Source organism: Paraflavisolibacter caeni (genome assembly GCF_025628885.1).
Classification (GTDB): Bacteria; Bacteroidota; Bacteroidia; order Chitinophagales; family Chitinophagaceae; genus Flavisolibacter; species Flavisolibacter caeni.
Genome location: NZ_JAOTIF010000001.1, coordinates 817167 through 835683, shown reverse-complemented (window position 1 = coordinate 835683; position 18517 = coordinate 817167). Strand labels below are relative to the sequence as shown.

Annotated in this window: 21 protein-coding genes; 8 read left to right on the top strand and 13 right to left on the bottom strand. The window is 38.8% G+C overall.

Translation table 11 applies throughout. The annotated features are described in order from the left end of the window. Positions 1-243: 243 nt before the first annotated feature. Positions 244-741, bottom strand: coding sequence for a CinA family protein (locus OCK74_RS03495; protein ID WP_279295603.1), 498 nt, complete (start codon positions 739-741; stop codon positions 244-246). A 126-nt stretch (positions 742-867) separates the two neighbouring features. Between OCK74_RS03495 and OCK74_RS03490 the strand changes: the two genes are divergently transcribed. After that, the gene (locus tag OCK74_RS03490) at positions 868-2532 is read left to right on the top strand and encodes a PNGase F N-terminal domain-containing protein (RefSeq protein WP_279295602.1); all 1665 of its coding nucleotides are present in this window, start codon (positions 868-870) and stop codon (positions 2530-2532) included. A 643-nt stretch (positions 2533-3175) separates the two neighbouring features. On the opposite strand, the gene OCK74_RS03485 is transcribed toward OCK74_RS03490, so the two are convergent. From OCK74_RS03485 to OCK74_RS03450, 8 genes are all read right to left on the bottom strand, one after another. Next, on the bottom strand, positions 3176-3421 hold the full coding sequence (locus OCK74_RS03485; protein ID WP_279295601.1) for a hypothetical protein: 246 nt from the start codon (positions 3419-3421) through the stop codon (positions 3176-3178). A 78-nt stretch (positions 3422-3499) separates the two neighbouring features. After that, entirely contained in the window at positions 3500-3814 is a 315-nt protein-coding gene (locus tag OCK74_RS03480) for an RNA recognition motif domain-containing protein (RefSeq protein ID WP_279295600.1), read from the bottom strand. 438 nt (positions 3815-4252) lie between these two features. Then, complete coding sequence (locus OCK74_RS03475; RefSeq protein WP_279295599.1) at positions 4253-4564, bottom strand: hypothetical protein; 312 nt, start codon at positions 4562-4564, stop codon at positions 4253-4255. A gap of 272 nt (positions 4565-4836) precedes the next feature. After that, entirely contained in the window at positions 4837-5433 is a 597-nt protein-coding gene (locus OCK74_RS03470) for a short chain dehydrogenase (RefSeq protein ID WP_279295598.1), read from the bottom strand. Between the two features lie 100 nt (positions 5434-5533). Further along, positions 5534-6442, bottom strand: coding sequence for an NAD(P)/FAD-dependent oxidoreductase (locus OCK74_RS03465; protein WP_279295597.1), 909 nt, complete (start codon positions 6440-6442; stop codon positions 5534-5536). A gap of 133 nt (positions 6443-6575) precedes the next feature. Further along, entirely contained in the window at positions 6576-7439 is an 864-nt protein-coding gene (locus tag OCK74_RS03460) for an AraC family transcriptional regulator (protein ID WP_279295596.1), read from the bottom strand. A gap of 88 nt (positions 7440-7527) precedes the next feature. Continuing rightward, positions 7528-8178 (bottom strand): hypothetical protein, encoded by a 651-nt coding sequence (locus OCK74_RS03455; RefSeq protein WP_279295595.1) that lies wholly within the window; start codon positions 8176-8178, stop codon positions 7528-7530. 70 nt (positions 8179-8248) lie between these two features. Further along, positions 8249-9394: a DmpA family aminopeptidase gene (locus OCK74_RS03450; protein ID WP_279295594.1), complete on the bottom strand. Its 1146-nt coding sequence runs from the start codon at positions 9392-9394 to the stop codon at positions 8249-8251. A gap of 155 nt (positions 9395-9549) precedes the next feature. Here OCK74_RS03450 and budA point away from each other — a divergent pair, with 155 nt between their 5' ends. From budA to OCK74_RS28075, 7 genes are all read left to right on the top strand, one after another. After that, positions 9550-10338: an acetolactate decarboxylase gene (gene budA / locus OCK74_RS03445; RefSeq protein ID WP_279295593.1), complete on the top strand. Its 789-nt coding sequence runs from the start codon at positions 9550-9552 to the stop codon at positions 10336-10338. Between the two features lie 267 nt (positions 10339-10605). Further along, positions 10606-11091 carry a hypothetical protein gene (locus OCK74_RS03440; RefSeq protein WP_279295592.1) on the top strand — a complete coding sequence of 162 codons (486 nt, stop codon included), beginning with the start codon at positions 10606-10608 and terminating at the stop codon, positions 11089-11091. 64 nt (positions 11092-11155) lie between these two features. Further along, the gene (locus OCK74_RS03435) at positions 11156-11596 is read left to right on the top strand and encodes a uracil-DNA glycosylase family protein (RefSeq protein ID WP_279295591.1); all 441 of its coding nucleotides are present in this window, start codon (positions 11156-11158) and stop codon (positions 11594-11596) included. Between the two features lie 372 nt (positions 11597-11968). Then, positions 11969-12109, top strand: a complete 141-nt coding sequence (locus OCK74_RS03430) for a hypothetical protein (protein ID WP_279295590.1) — start codon at positions 11969-11971, stop codon at positions 12107-12109. A gap of 171 nt (positions 12110-12280) precedes the next feature. After that, positions 12281-13375 (top strand): ATP-binding protein, encoded by a 1095-nt coding sequence (locus tag OCK74_RS03425; RefSeq protein WP_279295589.1) that lies wholly within the window; start codon positions 12281-12283, stop codon positions 13373-13375. A gap of 112 nt (positions 13376-13487) precedes the next feature. Further along, positions 13488-14390, top strand: coding sequence for a hypothetical protein (locus OCK74_RS03420; RefSeq protein ID WP_279295588.1), 903 nt, complete (start codon positions 13488-13490; stop codon positions 14388-14390). Positions 14391-14395: 5 nt separating this feature from the next. Beyond that, entirely contained in the window at positions 14396-14530 is a 135-nt protein-coding gene (locus tag OCK74_RS28075; RefSeq protein WP_480287411.1) for a GIY-YIG domain-containing protein, read from the top strand. Positions 14531-14652: 122 nt separating this feature from the next. On the opposite strand, the gene OCK74_RS03415 is transcribed toward OCK74_RS28075, so the two are convergent. Genes OCK74_RS03415 through OCK74_RS03400 form a run of 4 tightly spaced genes read right to left on the bottom strand, consistent with a single transcriptional unit; the run spans position 14653 to position 18515 of the window. After that, a complete protein-coding gene (locus OCK74_RS03415; RefSeq protein WP_279295587.1) occupies positions 14653-15339 on the bottom strand; it encodes an AbiV family abortive infection protein in 687 nt (228 codons plus the stop codon). A 24-nt stretch (positions 15340-15363) separates the two neighbouring features. Continuing rightward, positions 15364-15726 (bottom strand): hypothetical protein, encoded by a 363-nt coding sequence (locus tag OCK74_RS03410; protein ID WP_279295586.1) that lies wholly within the window; start codon positions 15724-15726, stop codon positions 15364-15366. Positions 15727-15747: 21 nt separating this feature from the next. Further along, the gene (locus tag OCK74_RS03405; RefSeq protein ID WP_279295585.1) at positions 15748-17088 is read right to left on the bottom strand and encodes a restriction endonuclease subunit S; all 1341 of its coding nucleotides are present in this window, start codon (positions 17086-17088) and stop codon (positions 15748-15750) included. Further along, positions 17085-18515: a type I restriction-modification system subunit M gene (locus tag OCK74_RS03400; protein ID WP_279295584.1), complete on the bottom strand. Its 1431-nt coding sequence runs from the start codon at positions 18513-18515 to the stop codon at positions 17085-17087. Before OCK74_RS03400 ends, OCK74_RS03405 begins: the two co-directional genes overlap by 4 nt. Positions 18516-18517: the final 2 nt, after the last annotated feature.

The following is an 18517-nucleotide window of genomic DNA, read 5'->3' as shown; positions in this document are numbered from 1 at the left end:
GTCAAAAAGCTTCAAAATAAGAAAAAGAAAATGCAGCAAGTGTATGCAAACGTTTGTGCAAAAAAGCTGTTCATAGTTTTGCTGTCCTTTATTCTACTTTTGGGCAAACCGTTTCTTATTTATGAAGATGACCATTTGTAAATTTTTGTTGGTGGGTTCCGCAGTTGTTATGGCAGGATTTGTCAGCCGTCGAGCCAACCTACCTCACCCGTGTTGAAAATGGCTGATCCTGGTAAATGCGACTTAACAGATCTTTCCTTGTAGCAGTGTAACGAGTATTTGTAATACCTGGTTCGTAAAATATACCTGTACTTTAAAACTATCTTCTTCCTTTACAGCATCGATTCTGCCCGAATGCACCATTATTCCATTTTTAACAACCACATATTCTGCATACAACGACATTTCACCGATTGCAGGCGCTTTAGATGCAAAACCGGTGATACCTACTCCCCAATCGGCAATAAAAAGCCTACTTACCCCCAAAGCCATTTGTTCAGATACTTTCAAAGAAACAGAGTTCACTTCCAAGGCATGAACAGGATCTACAGATAAGTGTCTTGTTTTCTGCCCGATGTTATAAGTAGTGATACCACCCTGAAAAAACTGCAGGGCTTTGGTTGCGCCAGAAAGCGCAGCCTGCAAATGACCAGCAGTAACACTTTCTGCTACTGCAATACTTTCCTTTGCTTTAATCAATGCTAATGCGAGCGCATCGAGTGCCTGTTTATCGTATACCATAGCCGGATATTTAAATTCAAACGTTTGGGATCATGTAAAAATGTTGTGCCAGCGGTGGAAGTGTTTTCTAAAGAACGTTCAGTTTGTTTTTATTTACAATTATCTTGCGCAACGACTTAATACTGCATGAAATACTTATTCCTGTTTGTCTGCCTGCTCTCCGCATTCAGTGGTTCTACGCAAAATAGTGCTACCATTACTTATGATGTAAAGTATCATGGTAAAGAAGTTCCTGAAGGACGCATTAAATTATTCATTGACGGTAAACACGCGCACCTGCAAAAAGTGGCAGACCCGAACGCCAAAGAACAGTTTTACCTGGATTATGCCACGAAGCGCACCATGCAGGTACTGACCCTGCAAAACAATGCTCATGTTACTCAGCTGAAAGATTTTAAAGATTACGAACAACCTGAACTGCTGCCGGATACGGCTACCATTTTGGGATATCCTTGTAAGAAGGCCAAAGTGATCATCCGCTCCAATACTGTTGAAGTATGGTATACCAATGCCCTTCCGATTAAAGGCACCCCAAGCATTGGAACAACGCCGGGATTAGGACTTGTATTGAAAACCGTGAGAAATGGCGAGTATGAAGTAATCGCCACCAATATCAATACCGGCAAGGTAAAAAGTACAGAGCTTAACTGGCCAACAACTGCCGGTATGGGAACTATTGTAGATGCAGCTACCTATAACCAGCAGGTGATAGAAAGCAGATTTAAAACAATAACTGTTTTCAACCATGAACAGATCTCCTTTGGTTATGATAAGTCTAATCCCGCGGAGGGACAAGCCAATGTTACTTACCACTATGCCGGAGGTACCGTAATCCTGAAGAAGATCAAATTGCCTAATTACGTAGCAGGCACACAGTTATTTGCAGAGCTGGCACAATATTCAAACGGGGATGCTTATGACAGAACCGGTTCCGTGTTTATGGTCCCCCTGGATAAGCAAGAATCTTTCTTGAACGGCCTGCAAAAAGGCGTAAAAAACCTGCCTGTATATAAAGAGAAATACCAGGGCGTGGTGGCTACTGACCATTACCTGCCCACACTGGAACTATTGAGATTCTTTACTCCATTTGGCATCAACAAGTATAATAAGGTTTCCAATATCAAGGGATACAACTGGGCGGATTCGGCAGTATTCCGTCAAGATATCACAGAGCTGCAACCCCGTTTGCAGGATGAGGTCTGGATCGGTGTGTTTATCGGTAACTATGACAAGGGCGGGCATGTCGTTAGCCTGCGCCTGAAATACTACCCAGGAGATGGAGAAGAGCATCAAAAGCCTGGACGATTCATTTTACCCATTTTCAATACCACCAATTTAATGGAGATGGCTGGCCAGGAATATGGCACCATGTTCGATCATGACTCCCTAACCGTAACTGTGGATATTCCACAAGTTGTGAAGAACTTACAGTTACGGTATATTACTACCGGTCATGGCGGCTGGGGCGGCGGAGATGAGTTTAACCAGAAGCTGAACGAGATCTTTGTAGATGGTAAACGGGTATATCATTTTATTCCATGGAGAACAGATTGTGCTACTTACCGTTTGCTGAATCCCTCATCCGGAAATTTTACCAATGGTCTCTCTTCTTCCGACCTGAGCCGTTCTAACTGGTGCCCGGGTAGCCTGACCCCACCGGTATACATACCTTTAACAGACTTAGCACCCGGCAAGCATACATTCAAAGTAGCAATTCCGTTGGGGCAAAGAGAAGGAAGCGCTTTCAGTGCCTGGAATGTATCGGGATGTTTGATAGGAACAACCAATTGACAGCTTCCTGTTTCGTTTTAACGACAAAGCCTGTTTTCTTTTCCAGTCTGTCAAAGAAAATATCCCTTTAAAAATTTATTAACACTCCTGAAAAAATTTCACTTCCTGTCAAGTCTATGTTTGAAAATTTTTCAGGATCCTTGTCAATTTTTCACATCAAAAGCCTCTCGCACATTGCTTGTATTAATGAATAGCGAAACTTAAAAATGGAGATTTATATGGCTAACATCATGAAAAGTATATACTGATCTTACAACTTACGATAATAACATTTAGCAGCGTAATCAACCACCTGAATACCGAGATCTATCCACAGAGTTAGCAGAAGTAATAAAGGATGTTGGATACGATCTCTACTATCAAATGAAGGGAAATGCTTACATAGGTGATGAAGTTCACTCACAGTGGAGTGAAAGGTATCCTACTTGGTAAATGAGAAGTCAACCGGTTTGCTGTAATGACCAGGGTTCATTTTAATTATTGTTCTTCAGGAACACCTGTTCTAAATACGCCACGATATGCAGGCTTTATGGAATTGTGCTACCTTGGAGCAGGCGAAGTCTACAGCTAACAATAAGAGACTTGGCGTGGGAAGAACGGCGTAAAATCAATTAGAATGAATCAGCTAAAGCTTTGATCTTCTTTATACCAGGCGAGTTTCTGCAATAGCATCAGATAATTGGCTCTCTATCTCATACAGCCAGCGTGTAGTTCCTGGTAGAAGTTTCCAAACCCTTTTTTCCTTTTCCTTTAAGCTAAAAGAAATGGGCTTGTTGTTTGCATCTTTTGATGTGATGAAGAATTTAACGCCCTGGTAGTTCCTTATCATTGTAAATTCAAATATCCTTGTTTCATTTCCAACTACTATTTCCTTGGTAAAACTTTCCATGTAATCTAAATTTTAATGATAAATGTGAATGCATTAAAAAGCCCCGGCTTGCTAGGGCTTTTCTTAAAGACTTATGTATTAGTACCGGTTTTTATTATAACTGCCTGCGTTGTTGAAGTTTCCGCCGAAATTGTTACGGGCGGGCCTGTCTTCTTTAGGCTTGGCTTCCATTACTTTAATGGTCCTGCCATCTACAGTAGACTGGTCTAATTCAGCAATTGCTTTTTTGGAAGCCGCATCATCAGGCATTTCCACGAATCCAAAACCTCTTGATCTTCCGGTTTCCCTGTCAGTAATCATTTTAGCTGAGGCTACTTCTCCATAAGGCGTAAAAAATGCTCTTAAGTCTTCATCCTGAACGTTGAAGCTTAAATTTGAAACATAAATGTTCATACTTGATAAATAAAATAAATTAAAAATATCTGAGGAAGGCAAGAAGTAAGAAACTAACTAAGATGCAAATCACTAAGCAGAATAATTAATGAATACTGATGCGAGGCTCAAATTAACCCAGTGAAGATAAGCTTTATTTTGGCATTATCTGTAAAAAGAATCATAATGCATGAATAATGATTCGCCAAAAGTTTAAAAGTATAAACCATAGCTTTCAGCTATCAGTACATCTCTCCATTGTTGTATCGGTCTTTTATAAGCCTGGCCAACCGGCATTATTTCACGATTAAGAAAAAAGAGACCTAACCGATTATGCCCTTGTTGGAATGTCGCAGAGCTATGTGCATTGGGCCTACCCACAAGCTGTATAAAGACAGTCCTAAGATAAAAGACATCACTTCTCTTGTTGTGTGTTATTCATCGCCCCAGCGCATAGCCTTACCGACCGAAAGCATTGTTTGTTGGCACCCTGCAGCACGGACTAAGGCGGCATACCAAAGGCCAAAACAAATAATATATTTCCAGGCCATTGCGGCCTTGATGAATGTCTTGAACAGGATGAAAATGTATGAACTTCAAAACAATGGTATGTTTAGCGGGCGCATATGCAAGTTTGCCTTTCCTGACTAACCAGCCAAAGAACTTGAACAGGCAGTTGCGACGGTCATTAAAAGTTTTGGGTCCAAATTGCTCTTTGCTGATTAACACCGGTGTATCCTCCGGGTCATAGTCTCCCCACTTCTTGAGCATGGCCCCATTCTACACAGTTATTGCTATAGTCTATCTGCAGCCCATTTATGCAGCCTACGTGGAAAATAAAAAAGGAGCTACATTTCTGTAACTCCTTTATTTTTAGTGGTCGGGAAGACAGGATTCGAACCTGCGACCCCCTGGTCCCAAACCGGTAAAAGGAACAAGAAGAGTTTTGGTTATCAGCAAATTATAATTCGCCACCTTTTGTCTCTTGTCAAATTCTACTGCAGTTATAAGCTTTTGTAGCTAATGTAACAGTTACAATAGTATTAATAAGGTTTAAGTACTTGTCCTGTATTAGCACCAAATACACTCTTTCTGAAGCCGTATTCGAGCTGCTTCATTGTTACCGGCATCTCGCCAGGAAAGAAGGGAAAATATTGCGGTGAATTTTCAATAACAGTAGGACTAACGGCATTGATACGAATACCATTCTCTAACTCGATGGCTGCTGCCCGAACAAATCCTTCTATTGCTGCATTCGCTGCTGATGCATTGGCAAAATTCTTTTGAGGCTCGTGGGTCAACGCTCCTGTAATTAATGTAAATGAACCCTTAGGATTGATGTAATGTTGACCTATCAAGACCAAATTAATTTGCCCCATCATCTTGCCTTCCACACCACTGCGAAACTCTTTATCGGTTAAGTTTTTCCAAGGACCGACATAAGTAGGACCTGCTGTGCAAATCAATGCATCGAAAGCACCCAGCTTTTGATACATCTTTTCTATTGCTTCCGGTGATGTAATATCTACCTGAACATCTCCTTTTTTGCGGTCTGCTCTTACTATTTCATGCTCTTTTTCCAATGCATTTGCCAAATAGCTTCCCATAGTGCCTGACGCACCTACAATTACAATTTTCATTTTCTGCTTTTACTTTTAAATGATTATGTGAAACAAAATTCGATTGGATTGTAACCAGTTTAGTTGAATGAAATCTTAGTTCTATAGCACTTATTTCAAATCAAAAATGTTCTTCAATCAGATCTTTGTTAACCATCAACCCTGTTGTGGTGCCCATTGAGACTGCATTAGCAACTGTCCGCATACGGGTCGTATTGTCTCCACAAGCAAATACGCCGTGAATAGTAGTCTTTTGTGCATTATCTATTTTAATGTAACCATCAGACGTTATCTCACAACCTAAGGCTTGCGGAATGCTGCAATGTTGAACAAATGGAACCCGCGCGTACAAAGCCTTTACAGGTGCTTTGCTTCCATCTTTGAAAATGATATTTTGGAGATACCCGTTCTTATGTTCTAATCTTTCAATCTCAGCCTGCACTATGTTGATGTTGTGCTTTTCGAGCTTAGCTGTATGCTGGTTAGTAAGTGTAGATTTTCCGTTCGTATAAAGGGTAAGATCATTCGTCCAGTTTGAAATAAGAGAGGCAAACTCATACCCACTGTCTCCATTTGCCAGTATGCCTGTCTTCTGATGTCGCACTTCATAACCGTGGCAATAGGGACAGTGAAGAACACTGATGCCCCAACACTCTGCGAAGCCTGGAATAATCGGCATTGTGTCCTTAATTCCTGTTGCGAAGACTATTTTTTTTGCTATGTATAATTCGCCTGACTGAACCTGAATTTGAAAACCGCTCTCCGTTATAATGCCTGCGGTTGCCAATCCATCAAGAAAACTAACTGTTCCATACATACTAACTTGCTGCTTTGCGAGGCTGGCAATTTCTTTAGGTGCCTTTCCATCATTTGTAAGGAAGTTGTGTGAATGCGGTGTTTGCTTGTTACAAGGATATCCACTATCAATTATCAAAACATTTCTTAACGCCCTTCCTAAAGCCATGCCTGCTGCAAGACCGGCGTAACTGCCACCAATTATTATTACATCAAATTGCTTTTCACTTTTCATGTTCTTTCTTATTGAACTATTAAAAAATTGCAGCGGCAACGCTACACTGGTTAATATTCGCTCACAAAAGTAGAATGGGCAAAGAGGGGTATGGTAGGACGATTATAAAGTTGACCAGGATTTTTCTCAAGTTTTAATTATACTGCTTTCTAAATGCATCCGGTGAATGCCCTGTGTGCTTCTTAAAGAACCTTATGAAGTAGGAAACATCTTCGTAACCTAAATGGTCGGCTACATCTTTTACCTGGTTAGACGTGGCAAGCAAATATCTCTTTGCTTCGAGTATAATTTGTTCGTTGATGAGGTCTGATACTGTTTTTCCTACAGACGCCTTTGTAATGGCATTTAACTGATACGAAGAAAGGCTTAATAAGTCAGCGTATTGAGAAACATTTTTCATGCTCCCAATGTTGACTTCTAACAAACGGATCAACTCTTCAAAACGCTCTTGAGTGTAGCCGCTTTCAGTTTTTGCTATGCTTTTCGGATTGCGGCTTTGCCTGATGTATTCTATGAAAAAAAGATCAAGGTTAGCTTTTATTGCTTCTACGTAGCCTTCTTGCTTCGTGGTAAATTCATTGAATACACTGGTTAAGATAGCGTGCAGTTTCATAAACCGCGAAGCTTCCACTTCGCAGTAATTTTTACTTGATGCTTTCTTCCATCGCTGATCAGTAATTGTATTTTTCGGTTGATAAAACGATAGATCAAACTCCATCAAAAAGCCTGTACTATCTGCCATCAATTCAAGCCTGTGTACCTGACCAGGACGAAGGATGAAAATTGAGTTATTATGTACCTCGTATTGCATAAAGTCTATCTCGTGAATGCCTGTTCCTTTGTGCAAGGCAAGTACAAAAAAGAAGTCATGTTTATGAAGGTCGTGAACTAAATCTTTCCCAATAAGCACTTGCTGAACATCACGAATGCTGAACCGACCAGCATTGCTTTGCTCCCTTTGGGCAGAGGTTATATGTCTGACCGGTATTGTTTTCATTGCTTAAAGTTATTGATATAGTCCAAGAAGCAGCCTGTGTTGAAAATGGCTGATCCTGGTAAATGCGACAAAGCCTAAACCGATATACTTAAGGAAAGTTCTTATCAACTTCCCGTATATCTTCTTTAGGATAGTTGTACTCAGCTTGCAATTCTTCTTCTGTAAAAGTTAAGCTATTGGGATCAATAATTAATGCTAAGGCTTCGTCCAATCTAGCATATTTTCCTTCAAAGGCACTGGAAACTTCGTTTGTCAGGTACACAGTAAAACGTAGCCCAATAGGAGCGGATGTTGATTCACCATCATTAAAATGCAACAAATCCATTAGTTGTTTTTTATACTTCATGAGCCTTTGGTAAACATCAATTAAATGTTTATGAGTGATTTCTCCCGTTTCGCCTAATTGCCCTTCATTTTCCCGAACAGTTGTTTTGATCATAGCGATAATGCCTTCATATTCACGAATGTTTTTTCCTTTGATGAAACTTCCCGAAAGCAAAGCATTTATGGTTGGCAATTGATTCACCAAAAGAAGGGATTTAGCTTTACCAAGAAAATTATTTGATCTTTGACTAAACAAGGCTTTGGTTAATGCATTGATTTGCCGAAGTCTTACATAACGGGGAGGGCTTTCCTTTAATAAGCCTTCTTTCCACAACTTAGGATTCGGGGTCATCTTCGTAAACTCGATGATCTTCTCGATCAGATCAACAGCCGTGTATTGCTTGTAAGTATTCATTTGTGGATGTTAAATAATTTTATCGCACCTGCTGAAATTATGAAAAGAATGGAACATTCAGAGGGGACTGTTACTTTTTCAACCGGTTGTACTTCTTCAAAATCTCCTGCACTCTTGCCTGCGGCAGGGCATAGAGGGTATTGCCATTATTTCCTTTCATGGTCTCAGCCGCTACCATAGCGTTGATGATGGCTTCTTCGGTTGCCTGCACGGTGGCTTCATAAATCTTGTCCATCAGCTCTTTCGGGATTGATTTCCATGTCTGGATGGTTCCTTTTTCGTTGGCCTGCGGCTCCTGTGTACTAAACGCCAGGAAAATATCTCCCGAACTGTTTCTTCCTAATCCGCCTGTTTTTGCTACGCCCAGCGAAACTCTTTTTGCCACCAGCTTCAACTGGCTGGGTAACAGGGGTGCATCTGTTGCCACCACAACGATGATGGATCCATCTTTTCGTTTGTTGTTGTTCGTTACCGGCATCAGATCTGTAATCTCCTGCCCTACCGGAATGCCTGCAATCAACAGATCTTTTCGTCCGCCATAATTGCCTTGTACAAATACGCCAACGGTATAATTGGCTGTGTCGATCCTGATAGCCCGGGATGAGGTTCCGCTGCCTCCTTTGAACAGGAACATCGCCATGCCTGTGCCCCCACCTACATTGCCCTCTTCGACGGCACCTGCATGGGCATTGTTCAAAGCTTCCCACACATGCTCCTTACGCACATGCAAACCGTTGATATCGCTCAGGATTCCATCCCAGGTTTCGGCCACTACGGGCAGTCCGAATGAAAAGTCAAACATTTCCGAACCAGAGAAATGCTGCACGCCCCAGGCGCCAATCGCATCACGGACAACACCTACACTGTTGGTATTGGTGATACCGATTGGTCCATAGCCTAATCCGTATTCTTCGATCACCGTTGTTCCAGTCATTTCCCCGTCGCCGTTCAGACAGAACCAGCCGGCGGGGTAAGCCGCATTGGTTTTTCCCTTGGGAAGAATAACGGTGACGCCGGTGCGAACACCTTTTCCTGCCGTGTCTTTGATGAGGGTTTTATAGCCCACTAAAACACCCGGAACATCGGTGATGGCATTGTTGGCTGCCGGTGTTCCTTCAAAGGGAATGCCCCATGCTCTTGCACGGAGTTTGGCAGTTTGCGCAGAGAGCAGGTTAAAACAGAGAAGGGAAATACAAAGAAGAAAGAACCGATACATGCAAACTAATTTGACGCAATGTAAACAGAAATTCGTAACCGGATTGGGACCAATGGAAGGGGTTTGCCCGCGTTACATGTAGCAATACAAGGAAAAAAAGCTGTTCATAGTTTTGCTGTCCTTTATTCTACTTTTGGGCAAACCGTTTATTATTTATGAAGATGACCATTTGTAAATTTTTGTTGGTGGGTTCCGCAGTTGTTGTGGCAGGATTTGTCAGCCGTCGAGCCAACCTACCTCACCCCTCCAATCATTTATACCAATATTCAGTGATCAGTGCATTACAAAAAGGATTCTTTGCCTCAGACGGGATTAATTGCGGCCAGTTAAAGCAACATGGCAATTTTGGCATTGGCACTTTTAATGATGTTGACGGAGAAATGATCGTACTCAACGATACTGTCTACCAGGCAACTGCCAGCGGCCAGGTTGTACCGGTAGCCGACAGCCTGCATACGCCTTTTGCTACGGTTACATTTTTTAAAGCAGATACTGCATTTACCCTCAGCAATGCCGGTCAGCCGGCCATTTATCAATTGCTGCAACGCCACATGGAGCATAACCAGGTGTATGCCATTAGGCTTACCGGTACATTTGATTCCATGCGTGTAAGAAGCGTGCCCAAACAGAAACAACCTTATCCTACCCTTGTGGAAGTTGCACAGAAACAAACAGAGTTTCAATGGACAGACATAGCAGGAACAATGGTTGGATTTTTTTCTCCCGAATATTTATCGGCCGTCAGTGTGCCGGGATTTCATTTTCATTTCCTTGATCACAAACGGACCCGTGGCGGGCATATGCTGAATTTTCGTACAGCTACAGTAACCGTTGAACTGGGCCGGATGCAGTCGTTTCAGATCGGATTTCCGCATTCAGCCGATTTCAATAAACTTCAGTTAACCGGTATCGATAAGCAGGATATCTACAAGGCAGAACATTAATGGTTGATGTTTCAAAAATTACCACAATTCTATATCTGTAGTATTGATTATTATAATAGTAGTTAAATTTTCTTTTTTTCAGTATAGCATGAAGACTGAGCACATTCTATTTTGGCAAAAGAGACCAACCTCCATATCTCAGAAAGCTAGAAATCTACAGAATTTTTTAAATCATATCTTAAAATCACTATGGTTTGTATATTAGCATGTTAACAAATCTACCCCCTGATTCTAAAGAAAATTTATAAACATACCACTAACTGCCACATGAAAAAGTATCTACCAGTTATAAAAAAAATAAATGCACATGTAACGGATTTCAACTCATACTTGCGCAAAGAGTTTACTTTTCCTTTATTAAATGAAGACAAACTTAATGATCAAACTTATTATTTGAACCCAACAGGAAAAGAATGGAATGACTGCCAATTTCCTCGCAATCCTCACATAGGTGGAGTATATTTTTACATGGGGGAAACTGTTTCAAGAAGAGACGACTTTCATGTTTATATTGGAAAAGCATCCATGAAGTCAAAAATTGGAGAGCGGCTTTATAATCATTTTAAAAACTGCTGGAAAACAAATGAAACAATAATAAGGAATAATAGAGGAGAACCTGTCCTAATTGAATTGATTACTTCTATTCCTTTCGAAAACGAAGCTCTAATTTTTTTAGCTCCAGCTCTGGAAGAATATTTAATAGACAAATTACGTTCGGATTTTCCATTATTCAATATAATTGGCAATAACTAGTTACACCATTAAGCTCAAATACATTGGCGTCATATTGATTTGGAACTACTCTAATATTCATCATATGGCATATACTAGGAAGAAGCAATACATTTATACAATTGAAGACCATCCTTTTGATACATTTATTCCGCCAAACACTAAATTTTTAATAATTGGTACATTTCCTACTTATATAAACAATTGGAGGTACAAATTTTATTATTCAGGTAAAGGGAACACCTTTTGGAATATCATAGAAAGTGTGTTCAAAATAAAGTTTAAATATCATGAGGGTGACGAAGCAGTTGAAGAAAGGAAAATGTTTTTAAGAACTAAACGTATTGGAATAACAGACATGCATGTAAAGTTCTATAGGAAAAATAATTATTCTACGGACGAAAACCTTCATACGATTATTTTGAAAGATGTATTCCTACTACTAAATCAACATCCTACTATTGAAAGAATAATTCTTACCAGCAGAACAGAAGTTTTTGGAGCATTGGGACTTTTGAAAACATAATTTATGCAAAAACAGTTTCATTTTGACGCTCCGATAAGAAGGTCGGATAAAATATTAGTATGAAAATTCAATTGGGATGGTAAGGACATTGACATCGTAGTACCGTTTTCCCCCTCACCACGCCTAATTTCTGACAATAAAACAACATTAAAGGAACTAACCAGTATGTATGAAAAATGCTAAACCTAATGATAAAAAAGTACGAATTGCCAAACTAGGGATTAGTGCTGAGACGATGATGAACGTAATATCAAGCTGTAATTTCTAGCTTCATCTTTTGTATTTTTACCAGTGGCATTTTAGAACTGGACGTTCAATGAATACAGCCACATTTCCAAACCTTGTCCATTATGCGTAAATTTAGGTACCATTATGAAAGTAAAGGCGATTTCTAAAGAAGATGCACTGATTCTTGCTCAACGAGATGAATCACATTTTTTTGACCATAAGGCGTTACAGGTTTCTGGTCAAAAAATTCAAAAAATTTCAACTGCATTTGCCAATGCTGATTGAGGAGAATTTATTATTGGAATTAAGGATTCAAAGGACGAGCCTGATATAAATAAACGATGGGCTGGAGCAAACAAAATAGAAGAATTCAATCCTCATTTACAAGCCCTTTCAGAAATTATTCCAACATTGGACTTCAGTTGCACTTTTTTCACCTGCAAAGATTTCCCTGGTATGGTTATGCAAATTAAAATTGAAAAGAGTGCAAGTGTGCATGAAACTGCTGCAAAGGAAATTTACATTCGGAATGGGGCGCAATCAAATAAAATAACAGATAAACAGAGGGTAGTCGAATTACAATTTGCGAAGGGAGCCTCTTCATTCGAAGATTTTGTGGTTAGTACACTCCCACCAGAAACTATCTTTGAATCCGATGAAATAAAGTCTTTCTTGAGTGACTTTTCGCCAAAAACAGATCCTCTTGATTTTACAATTAGTGAAAATCTTATCGATCTGAAAAATTATGATCCACGTGTTTCTGGGTTGTTGCTGTTTGCAAAAAATCCGTCTGCGTGTTTACCTCGGAAATGTGCGGTGAAAATAATTAGATATGAAACAAAAGAGGATGAGCCAGAAAGAGATTACTTAAAAGAAACTATTGCAATTGAAGGTCCGGCATTCAAACTAATCACTGAAACGGTCGAAAAGGTAACAGAAATCATGTCTTCAATCCATGTCTGGACTCCAGAAGGATTACGGTCTATGTCCTATCCACCTGAAGCAATATGGGAAATTATTACTAACGCCATTATACATAGAGACTATTCAATATCTGATGACGTTCAAATTTTAATATACGATAATAGAATAGAAGTTTTAAGCCCCGGAAAGCTTCCGGGATATGTCACAGTTGACAATATTTTAGATTCAAGGTTTGCACGTAATCATAAGCTTGTAAGAACACTTAGCAAATATAAAAACGCCCCTAATAAAGACATTGGAGAGGGCCTAAATACTGCATTTGAGAAAATGAAAGAGTGGAAATTAAAACCTCCAATTATTGAAGAAGTAGAGAGAAATGTAAAGGTTACAATACCACATACTCCACTTGCTAGGCCTGCAGAATTAATTCTTGAATTCCTTTCTCATAATGATAGAATCAATAATAAACAAGCTAGAGAAATTACTGGAATAAAATCTGAAAACTTAGTAAAAGTCGAATTTTATAAACTAAGAGATGAAGGATTATTAGAAAGGATACCTGGGCTTGAGGGGCCTGCTGCTGCATGGAGGCTTTCTAATAAAGGAAGAAACTTTATAAAAAAATAAATACATAGCCAAAGGGTGGCTAACACAATGATCTTGGCTTTTTGCAAGTATTTAAATAATTTTAATTCCACTAAGCAGTATTGTTGCAACCCCCAACCTTCAGCAATATACTATGGCAACACTCAATTACTTTTTACAGCGAGGTAAACCTAATAAAGATCAACTTAATATCATTGATATCTTCAATGTTAAAGATTTGCTTTCGCAAAGAGGATTCGAATGTACGTCAGAAGGGGAAATCGAAGATACTTTGTTAGATAAAAAAGCTAATCCCAAATTTGCAAGGGATAGTAATTACATTCCTAATTGGCAAGTTTTTGAGGAATTTATAGAGAAATTTTGCCAAAAGAAATTTCGCCTCTTTGTAAGAGACATGATCTTTGGAAATACAAGTGCAATATCTCCTTCTGAAACAAGTGATTATGTTTTTAAAGCCTCAGCTGAAAACGAAAAGCGTTATTCAAATACTGTTGAACTTTTAATGGCATACTTGTGCGTTAAAGAACTGAAAGCACTATCGGCAAGTTATGGTGTAAAAGTTAAGAATGCTCCAGATGGAGGCGACTTTGATTGTCTCGCAAATTTTCAAAACTCCCTATTTCATTTTGAAGTAAAATCAGGAAGCGTTAAAAATATTGATGAGACTACGCTCCGATGCTTCCTTAATCGACATACTTTTTTATCACCAAATGCATCTGTTTTATTTCTTGATTATAAAAGTGGTAATAAAAATAATTTGGACGACCTGATACTAAAATTTAAAAATTTGAAATTAGATTCTATTAGAAGAATACGCCGAATAAATAGGATAAAGGATGGATCAAATAAGTTCTACACTCTTGGGGGAGACCTGATTATTGTAGATCTTCACAACAATGAAAATATTTTATCAAACTTGAGAAGTGCAGTACAGTATTTTCATAGGTATAATTCATTCAGTAACACAATGACATACCACAAGATCAATCCTGAAAATATGGGGTATGAATCAACGAAACTGTTTTATGAAAAGTAGGTCATATAACATGGCATTGCAGGGATGAAAAAAGAGCCTTTGCACAAAAGAATTCAATTGCATTGCTTTCTAATTTTATAAAAGACCCAATTGACAAACCAACTGATGACTGGCTTCGATATCAAACAGGAAAAGAATGAGTAGCAAAATCCGGATTGTGGAATAGCAACATGTTTAATTATCCTTGCTCTGAGCAACGGTTTGTCATTAAGCATTGTACACCAAAAGTAGCGGGTATGGTAAGATCGATTAGCTTAAGAAGCTACCGCTTTGCAGAACGTTTGATGGTTGCTTCCAGAATGCCTTTAAAGTTTGCTTCCTCAAAACCTATCCGAAAATCATTTAACTGTTTATTATTAGCTCTAGTCAAAGCGGCAATAATTATCCTTATATCATTTTTAAATACTGAAACATTTTTATATGCCTCTTGGTACTGTTCTGAAGAAATAGATTGAGGGTCCTTTATGGCAGACTTATAATCAACATAAAAGCATTCTTGTTTTAAGTTATCTGCATTATCCCACCATTGGTAATTTTCTATGCCTGATATCACTCCATAAAGGACATCAGTTACTGCTTTCGCATAATACAAAATGGCATTCTCATCTTTCTTTTTCTTTTCTATAGATACAAGACTCTTTAAAGCCATTATCACTGAATAAAACTCCTTAATAATGGAATGCCTTGCTCTATGGTTACGAAAAAGGCTCTTATAACCTTCAACTTTGCGTAAATCGAAATCTTTACTCTCCAGGAACAGCAATAAAGCTTTAATTATTTCCTCTGTTCCTAAAATAAGGTGGGCTACAGCATTTGAATATTCCCCTGCCGGAGCAAGAATTTCAGCACAACGAAAATGGGTATTTGCATTTTTCATTACGACTAGATAAACATTTGCACATTCTGCTCTACTAATGTTTAAAAAGTTTTGAGAGAAAGTTACTTCCATAAGATTCGGATTTTAAAATTCAGGCTAAACAGTCTTGCCCGTGGTAATTTTATACTTTTTCAACCTTGATTCATTGCCTTTTAACCTGTTCTGCTGATAGAATTGTTTTACAGCGGCAAAGCTTTGCAAAACAGTTTCATCTATCGTTTTTCCATCAACAGGTTTTTCTTTCAAATCATTAATGGTTCCGATGAAACTGATAACTATAAAGTAATCATCAACAATTGCACAACTATTGGATAAGTTATACTTTCTTATAAAGTTTTCAAAAGCTTTTTGGTCTTCAAATGTATAAACCCGATAAAGGTTAAAAGGATATTCAACATTTTTAATAAGAGCATTGCCTGTAATAGCTGGGTGCTTAATAAATGCAAATGGTGTAGGCATTGTATTGTTTATTTGGTACGGTTATGCTTCTGCAGCAATTGTTAGTATTTCATTCTCTTCATGCACTTTATCTGTTCCTTCAAATGCTTCTTTTAGTACTGCTTGCAAAAGCTGTTGTGATTGAATTTGGTTATTAAAAATATGTTGCTCCAAATTATTAATGTATTGTAGGAGTTGTTCAACTTTTGCAATTATTTGAAGCTGTGTGTTCATCGGTGGAAGTGGAAATGCTTTTTCAAGAATATCCTCTCTGCTTATACCGGGTATTGCTATACCTGATTTTTGATCTTGAAGTTTATCGTAAATAGAAGCTAAAAAGAGTTTTACAAAGTCTCTTTTAATTAAAACAGTTCTAATGGCCATTAATTGACGTCCTATAGCTACATTATCTTCATGAAGTAAATTTAATTTACCAACACCAGAACCCTTAACTGTGATTAGAATATCATCTTTTTGTGCAAAAACCTTTGGCTTTTCAGTCCACCTTGTAAATACAGGTTTTAAGTCTCCAAAATCAGATGGTCCTGTTAAATATGGAACTCCGACACCAACCTCATTATAGTCATGTGCTTCAATATGTTGCCCTGATATAAGACTAATTACCTCCCCTACCCTACACCACACCCATCCCTTAGGCAACTCAAAAGGAATCTCTCCATCCGCAATAGGTGGTAATTCTTTTTCCTTCTTCAGCTTGCCTTCTCGAACTAGCTTTTGTTTTTCAGCTTTAATGCGTTTTAATAATTCGCTAGCTGATTCATCCTCTTCATCCCGCTTTGTCAGCTTACCTTGTACAGCTTCCTGTAAAATGGTTTGACGGAGGAGTTGTAGATAGGATTGTTGATTATTTAGTTCGTCATTTAATACTTGTAACTTGTTCTTTATGAATCCAAACCTTTTAACTAATTCTTTTTGCTCTTCAATGTGTGGCAAATAAACTTCAAATTCATAAAACTTGTCAGCTTGGAGCCTTTGTCTATTTGTTGTGCCTTCACTTGCCTTAATACATGCTTCATTAAAGTGAGATGTTGTTGTCAGCCAATAAAAATAGTGAAGATCAATTATGTTTGTATTAATATCATGTGACCAAAAGTCGTTTGTTACAACCGCACCATTTAATTCATTTGGCACTATACCAAAAGCTGCATTTCGAGCATCAATTCCAGATAATATAAATTGGTTTGTTTTTATTGAATATAAGGTCGAAGACTTAATAGAGCTACCTTTTACAGTTGCTCTTTTAACTACACCTTTGTGATACATTCTGATAGTAACAAGTGTATATTCATCCTGTGCAATAATTTTCACAGGTTCCTTTACTCTTTTCAAGAAATCTCCAATCCTCACTTTTCTTCCACTCATACTAGCCCTTTTTTTAATTCTTCTAATAATTCATTGCTTTTCTTGAAAGACTTGCTCAATAACTCCATCAACTCACTGCTTGCATATTCATGTTGCTCTTTCACAACATTTGGATTTTTTATATCTAAATTATAATTCCTATTCTTAATCTCCTTCACACTCACTTTCCATGCATATTCATTCTCCACCCTCCTATTCCACCAAGCTTTTTCAAGGTCAAATTCTTTAATGCTTATCGGCCTTGTTTTGTTGTAGTTCTTTACTCCATCTGGATAAGGATGCTCAAAATACCAAACCTCTTTTGTAGGTGTATCTTTCTCAAAGAACAACAGATTAGTCTTAATTCCTGTATATGGAGCAAATACGCCATTGGGCAGGCGTACAATAGTATGTAGATTACATTTCTCAAGCAGAGTTTCTTTAATGCGTGTAGCCACACCTTCGCCAAATAAAAACCCATCTGGTAAAACTACACCACATCTACCACCATCCTTCAGCATCTGCATAATTAGCGCCATAAATAGGTTGGCAGTTTCCCTGGTACGGAACTGGACCGGAAAGTTCTTCTCCACACCGTCTTCTTCCATACCTCCAAATGGAGGGTTGGTTACTATTACATCGACACGACGCGTGCTAAAGTCAATGTAACTGTAGCTAAGCAAGTTGTCATGGTCGATAGAAGGCAATTCTATACCATGCAGTATCATGTTAGTTGTGGCCAGCATGTGTGGCAGGGGCTTCTTCTCTACACCCCAAATACCGTTTTGTAGCTTTGCCCTTTCTGCTAATGTTTTTACACCTTCGTTTCTTTGGATGTGCTCTATTACATTGGTCAAAAATCCTGCTGTACCGCAGGCTGGATCCAGCACCTTTTCACCCAGTTTTGGATTTACCATTTCCACTACAAACTGGGTTATTGGCCTTGGAGTGTAAAACTCACCGGCATTGCCTGCACTTTGCAGGTCGCGCAGGATCTGCTCATAAATATCGTTAAAGGCATGTCGATCTGCCTGAGTACTCAGGTGAATGTCGCTATTGATTTTGTTAATCACTTGACGCAGCAGCGTACCGCTTTTCATGTAATTGTAGCTGTCCTCAAATACATCACGGACCATGCGGACTGCATCTTTATTATGATGCAGTTTCAAGTCCTTTAGGCGAGGAAAGAGTGAATTGTTGACAAAGTCCAGCAACTCATCACCAGTCATGCCTTCTTCATCAGCCGCCCAGTTGCGCCAGCGCAGATCCTTAGGTATTGGAGATTTATATTCTTCATTAATGATTTCCCAATCGTTTTCCTTTTCATCAAATATTTTCAGGAAAAGCATCCAACCAAGTTGGGAAATGCGCTGCGCATCGCCATCAACTCCGGCATCTTTGCGCATAATATCTTGAATCGATTTTATGGTAGAGGTTAATACAGACATAC